Annotated in this window: 9 protein-coding genes; all 9 read right to left on the bottom strand. The window is 55.0% G+C overall.

Translation table 11 applies throughout. The annotated features are described in order from the left end of the window. Positions 1-91: 91 nt before the first annotated feature. Positions 92-922: a hypothetical protein gene (locus H6F57_RS20510; RefSeq protein WP_190795039.1), complete on the bottom strand. Its 831-nt coding sequence runs from the start codon at positions 920-922 to the stop codon at positions 92-94. 47 nt (positions 923-969) lie between these two features. Further along, positions 970-1,470: a DUF3368 domain-containing protein gene (locus H6F57_RS20505; RefSeq protein WP_190795038.1), complete on the bottom strand. Its 501-nt coding sequence runs from the start codon at positions 1,468-1,470 to the stop codon at positions 970-972. Then, on the bottom strand, positions 1,463-1,717 hold the full coding sequence (locus H6F57_RS20500; RefSeq protein WP_190795037.1) for a UPF0175 family protein: 255 nt from the start codon (positions 1,715-1,717) through the stop codon (positions 1,463-1,465). Before H6F57_RS20500 ends, H6F57_RS20505 begins: the two co-directional genes overlap by 8 nt. A 49-nt stretch (positions 1,718-1,766) precedes the next feature. Further along, complete coding sequence (locus H6F57_RS20495; RefSeq protein WP_190795036.1) at positions 1,767-2,138, bottom strand: DUF433 domain-containing protein; 372 nt, start codon at positions 2,136-2,138, stop codon at positions 1,767-1,769. Between the two features lie 119 nt (positions 2,139-2,257). Continuing rightward, the gene (locus tag H6F57_RS20490; RefSeq protein WP_190795035.1) at positions 2,258-3,991 is read right to left on the bottom strand and encodes a DUF262 domain-containing protein; all 1,734 of its coding nucleotides are present in this window, start codon (positions 3,989-3,991) and stop codon (positions 2,258-2,260) included. A gap of 53 nt (positions 3,992-4,044) precedes the next feature. Continuing rightward, on the bottom strand, positions 4,045-4,470 hold the full coding sequence (locus H6F57_RS20485) for a hypothetical protein (RefSeq protein WP_190795034.1): 426 nt from the start codon (positions 4,468-4,470) through the stop codon (positions 4,045-4,047). Positions 4,471-4,495: 25 nt separating this feature from the next. Next, a complete protein-coding gene (locus tag H6F57_RS20480; RefSeq protein WP_190795033.1) occupies positions 4,496-4,837 on the bottom strand; it encodes a HepT-like ribonuclease domain-containing protein in 342 nt (113 codons plus the stop codon). Then, positions 4,834-5,145, bottom strand: a complete 312-nt coding sequence (locus H6F57_RS20475; RefSeq protein WP_190795032.1) for a nucleotidyltransferase family protein — start codon at positions 5,143-5,145, stop codon at positions 4,834-4,836. The genes H6F57_RS20480 and H6F57_RS20475 overlap by 4 nt, the downstream gene beginning before the upstream one ends. A 3-nt stretch (positions 5,146-5,148) precedes the next feature. Beyond that, positions 5,149-5,553: a hypothetical protein gene (locus tag H6F57_RS20470; protein WP_190795031.1), complete on the bottom strand. Its 405-nt coding sequence runs from the start codon at positions 5,551-5,553 to the stop codon at positions 5,149-5,151. Between the last annotated feature and the right edge of the window lie 179 nt (positions 5,554-5,732).

The raw sequence follows: 5,732 nt of genomic DNA, 5'->3' as shown, positions 1-5,732 counted from the left end.
TTGCGCGAACGTGTTGCGGCGGCCCTCGACACCCTGACGCCAGAGTACATCATCTCCTTGACCTCCTACAACTTCATCCTAGAAGCCCTGTTTAGCGCAGCTTTATAAGTAATTGGTATAAGGCCAGGGCCGAGACGTTGTGGCCCACGGCAAATTCGTAGTCATCGCGGTACTGAAGGGCGGCAACGGCCTCATCCCAGTCGTCGGTGCTGACGCCGCGGGGGTCGGGCCGGGGCACAAACCCCTCGGGGCAACGGATGTTGAGGTGGGTTTGAAAGGCAAAGGTGGCATCGCGCTCCCCAAAGGGAACCTGGCGATAGTTGACCAAAAACACCGACACCGCCTTGGTGCCGTAGGGGAAGCGGTCATCCAGCACGGGACGGCAGGTGACTACCAGGTTGAGGCCACTGCCACCGGGGATGTCGATCGCGAAGGGCTCGGGGCGTTCTTCAATGGGGACGCTCAGGGTGGCCTGCTGGGGCACTCGCTGCCAGTGCTCTGCCTTTTTCTTGCGCTTCGATTTACCCTGGCCTGCTTCAAGGTCGTCCTCTTCAGGTTCTAGGGGGATGTAGTCGCCCCAGGTGACTTGGGCCTCTAGGGTGGTGGTTTTGCCCGAGAGCAAGCAGCTCAACCCCATAGAAGAGGGAAACAACGCTTTGCGGGCGGCGGGTTTGTCGGGGGTTTTGCTGTCTTCGCTGGAGTCGCTGGTGGTGACTTCTTCGGGCAGGTCGTCGTCGGCATCGTCGTCGGAGCGCAGGTCGGGGGGTGCGCCAAAGGGGGCCAAAAAGCCGGTTAGGTACCACTTAGATGGGGCCTGCCTGAGGATTTCTTCGGCGTGGTCGGTGTCGTGGGGGGTGGGGCCTACCAAGTCGATGTTGAGGGCGTCCACCAGGGTGGCACGAATTTCGGCGGAGGTGGTCATGGTGTCAAATCCTAAATAGCAGCAAGGCGGCCTACGGGGTTAGTCCATCAATCCAGTTCACCGGCTTGGCGCAGGGCGATGTTGACAACCGTCTCGCTGAGGCGAATTTTGCGGCTGAGCATGTTGTCGATGGCGGCTTTAACTGACAGTGACGGATCTTTTTGTTTGGCTTTTAGCAAAATGCCGACGGAGCCGGTTAACGTTAGGCCGCTGAGTCGGGCAACCCGTCGCCCAACCGCTTCATCAATGCAAACGGTGGTGATATTTTTGTCGAGGGCCAGTTGAATAACGGAAGCTTCTCCCAGGTCGAGGGCGTTGAGCAGAAAGGGGGATACGGCTAGGGCGGTGGTTTGCTTATGAAGCCAGGTGGCCTGTTCAAACTCGGGTACGGCAAATTGGCTGATGCCCCCGCTCAAAATCTCTTGGCAGACCTCGAAGGGCACCCAAACCTTTTCATAGAGAGGCTCTAGGCGGGTTAAGTCTCCCCAGGCCGCTACTAGCGCGATGAGGGGAGAGGTGTTGATCACAATCTGAGTTGGTTCAGGCATTGGCGATGTCCGACAGCAGTTCTTCTTCGGAGATGTCAATCATGGGCACGCCATAGTCGCCTAGCTTGAGCAGAAAGGTGACGCGATCAACCCCTAGCAGGGCTGCTGCCATGCCGGAGGAAAGCCGCTGTAGCTCGAACAGCTTAACGGCCATAGCCCAGCGGGCTTCTTGTTCAAATTGCTCGCGGGTGCGGCCTACGGCATCAGGGAAGGTTTCGGGGTATTCGATGGTGAGTTGTAGAGACATAGGGCCTTTGCTCGATGCTTAGGTTTTGGGGCTAGAAACGGCTTAAGGTCTAGTTTTGCGTAATCGTGAGAACCTGTGAGGTACTTTCTCCCTCACCGGGAACTTCGTAATCGTGAATGTCGGCGATCGCGCTATCGATCTCCTCGGTATGGCTGGCGTAGTAGGCCCTCGCTACGCTCAAATCGAAGGGGGTCAGACTAGGGAAGTTGTGCAGCAGCTCGTTGTCGTCGGCTCCCTGGTGTTGGAAGGAGATGATCGTCCAGATGGGGATGCGGGTACTGCGAATGCGGGCATGGCCCCCGCAAACCCCTGGTGTTTTCTGTACGCTGCGGGTGGTGAGCTGTTCTTGGAACAGGGCATAGTCCTCGGGGGGTAAGGACTCGATCGCCTGAACGAGGGATTCGACGAGTTTGGCATTCATAGGGGCTTAGGTGTAATGCCTGGGAGAATTGGGGGCTGAATTCTTCTCAAAATTTAGCGCTTGCTGCCTGATACCTACTTTGGGAAAGCCCAAGGGTTGGGCGCTGAGAGTAACAGTGATTAAGCCACTGTTGTAAGTTGAGCCACTGGGGCAGGTTGGTCTAACCGCCAGAGCTGCTTTAATCGGCCCAATAGCTCATCCTGGCGCTGCTCAATGACTTCAGGCGTCCACTCAGACTTTTTCAGGACTTGGGTGGTGATGGCGAAGGGGGAAACGCCATCTTTGCCAGTGAAGTACTTGTCCTTCTTTTTGTCGAAGTCGTAGTTTTGGGCGCTGCTGTTTTTGTAGCCCGACAGTAGGGCTAGATTGCCCAGGCAATGCACATAGCCTTGCCGGGCCTCTTCGTCAGGGAACCAGGTCAGCCACTGGCTGTCTTGGCGCGGGCTTTGGGGCAGGATGTGCTCGACAGTGATGCGGGGTAGAGTGTAGACAGCTTCACCACCCGACAGGTAAGTGTCGAGGCGCAGCAGCACGTAGAGGCGGATCTTGGTCTCTAGGTAGAGGGGGCCGTTTAGGCGCTGGATAATGGCCTGACACTCTTCAGCGGTGAGGTGCAAGGGAGAGCCAGGCTGGCTCAGGTCTTGGTCTTCTTCTATCCAGGTGAGGAGGGTGCTGTAGCGGCGCATCCGTTCGTTGATGTCGGCTCGCCGAATCATCAGGCCAGAGGCGAGGCGATCAAGGTCTTTGAAGAAGGTGAGCAGTTTGTCGGGCTGGTGGCGGTGCTTGGAGAGGTAAGCGATCGCAGGTGGCAGCCAGTCGGCATTATCGATGCGGTTGAGGTATTTGAAGTAGGTATTGATGGCTTCGGCGTGCTGATTGCTCACAAAGCAGCAGTCTTGGATGTCAGCATAGGCCTGGGCCGCTGGGCATAGCACCTTATCAATAAAGTGAATAGGGTTTTCGCTGGGTTTAACGTGTTCTCGCACCTCCTTGAGAACAGAGCCTTTTTGCTTGGCTTTGCTGTAAATCATCCGAATGTGGGAGAACAGGTCTTGAAAGGTACTGCGTCCCAACATAACTTCGGTGTCCTCCCAAAGCCTGTTGTATTGTTCCTGCTTGTCTGGAAGAATTTTTCCGATAATCTCAGATTTTAGAATGTCGGAATGAGAGAGGTCTAAGCCGCGATCATTGAGGACGGAGAAGATGCGGTAGGCCGAATCCATATCTGGTGTAGAGACGACCACCAATAAGCATTTGTATAAAATAAACTGGGTCAGCCGTTTTTGGTGCTCTTCATCAAGCTGGGTCAGCCGGTCAAGTAAAGCTAGAGCATTTTCAAAAATATGGCGCTGACTGTCCGGCAAAACAGCATCCCTAAGGGTTTTTAGCCGCTCAAAGCCACCTTCGGTTTGGATATAATCTTTAAAGAAATCAGCGTCTCTTTCCCGCAGAGTTAGGCGATAACGGTTTTCTCGTCCTTTTGGATTGATGTCAGTAGGGTTGCCTTTTTGATAAAGACATTCGGTAATTTGAGTTCTCCAATCTATCGGCAACACTTCACGGAGGGCTGCAAGTAAAATGGTTAGAGTCGTAAGGCGTTGCTGGCCGTCAACGACCTCAGACTCTGGCAGACCATCTGATTTAATGAGAACGATACTGCCTAAGAAGTAAGGGTTAACTTCATCAACAGACTCAGTGCCTTCGCCTAGAAAGCTGAGTAGATCATCTAACAGCATTGCGGCTTGTTCGACGTCCCAGGCGTAGGGCCGTTGGTACATGGGAATCGAAAAAACAAAGTCTCCGCAGAAGATTCTGTCAATGGGATGTTCGGCACCGTGGATTTTAGTAGACATAGTTAGGCTTTATGAATAGACGTTAGTAGGCTAGGCGAATAACCAGGAAATAACTAGCTTTCGTTAAACCGATAGCAAAAACTGCTGGTGGTGGAGATGACGCGGTAGCAGGGTAGGTTGTCGGGGGCGTCGAAGGTGGTTTCGCCTAGGAAGACATCGCGCTGGTAAACCTCGGCGTCGCGATCGTTGACGGTATAACCGCAGTAGCCACTTGGGTCATAGTTCCCATCAGCGCAGGCATTGACCATCACAATGCTGGTTTTGGTGCCGTCTGACCAGTTCAAAACGGCATAGTGGGCACCGGCACCGTAGCCCGCGCTGATGACGCAGGGTTCGAGGCGGGCTTGGGTGTTGCCCTGGAAGGCGTAGCAGATGCCGACTTGCTCGGGGTAAGGGCGGGAGGTGGCAGGAGTGGCCCAGGCGATCGCCCCAGTGGTCATTAAGCCAGTAACAAGGATTGAGTTGAGGTGTAGTTTCATAAAATGCTCTCCTCGGTTGAGTCAACTAGGGCGCCTCTAGGTCTTGCAATATGGCTTGAATGCTGGTCTTGAGAGGTTGCAGGTCGTTGTTAGCAATGTCCCAAAGAACTTGGGTGTCAACCCGAAAGTATTCATGCACCAGTAGGTTCCGTAAGCCAATGATCTGCGGCCAAGAAATATTGGAATATCTTGCTTTTAAGTTTGGGGATAAGGCTGTCGCGGCTTCCCCAATCATTTGCAAATGGTGGGCAATCCAAACCTGAATCAGCTCTTGGCTTTCAAATGCAGCCTGCCCTTGTTGGGTATAGCGTTCGATCGCAGCGATCGCATCCAAAATATTTTGCAGTCGTTCGTCATCGCGCCTCATAGGGGAATAGCCTCCTGCATGACGCGATCGCGGATGCGTTCTTTGAGCATGGCTGGGGTGGCTACGTCTACCTTGTGCTCTAGCAAGGCTTCTAGCTCTTGAACTAGCCCTACCGGAAACCATGGGCTGCGGCGGGCGGGGTCGTAGTCTACCAGTAGGTCGATGTCGCTGGTGTCGGTAGCTTCGGCACGGGCGACGGAGCCAAAAACGCGAATGTTGTAGGCCCCATGGCGATCGGCGATCGCCAAAATTTGGGCTTTCTTGGCCTGGAGCAGGTCTTGGAGGCTGGGGTTTAGGGGGGCTGTCATGGTCTACACCTCCATACCGGGGATTGTGGGGGTCTCTGCCTCTGATTGTGCCTTCTTCGACCCTTTACTCTTCACCCTTGTCCCTTTATTCGATGACTTCGCCGCTTTGTGGCCGCGAACTTCTTCTAAGTGGCGCTGTTGGTTGAGGTCGAGTAGGCGGGCGAGGACTTCGTCGTGGGTGGCCTCAGACCATTTGTAGCGCCAGGGGAGTTTGCGTTTGCCGGTGCTGATGAGGGCACCAAAGGCGGCGGCTTCGTCGGCGGTGGGGAAGAAGATGTCGCCGCTGGCGACGCGATCGGCGGCTTCGGGGGGGAGGTCGTCGGGGTCGGTGTCGAGGTAGTCGAGGGCGAAGCCGCAGGTGGTGTCGATGTCGGGCCAGCCATAGGCGGCGAGAACGGCGCGATCCATCTGGTCGTGCAGATGGCGGAGGTGGAGGATGTCGGGGTGGGTTTCGGTGGGGTCGTGGAATCGGTTGGGTAGTGTTCTAGACCTGTGTATGGGTTGTTATATAGGTCGCCCAAATTCATAGCGGTTGATGAACAGTCCAATCACGGTGTCATGCATCAAGACAGATTTAGAGAAGCAAA

This window comes from Leptolyngbya sp. FACHB-60 (assembly GCF_014695775.1).
In the GTDB taxonomy this organism is placed as follows: Bacteria; Cyanobacteriota; Cyanobacteriia; order Phormidesmidales; family Phormidesmidaceae; genus Nodosilinea.
The sequence above is the reverse complement of the archived record's forward strand: the minus strand, read 5'-3'. Positions and strand labels throughout refer to the sequence as shown.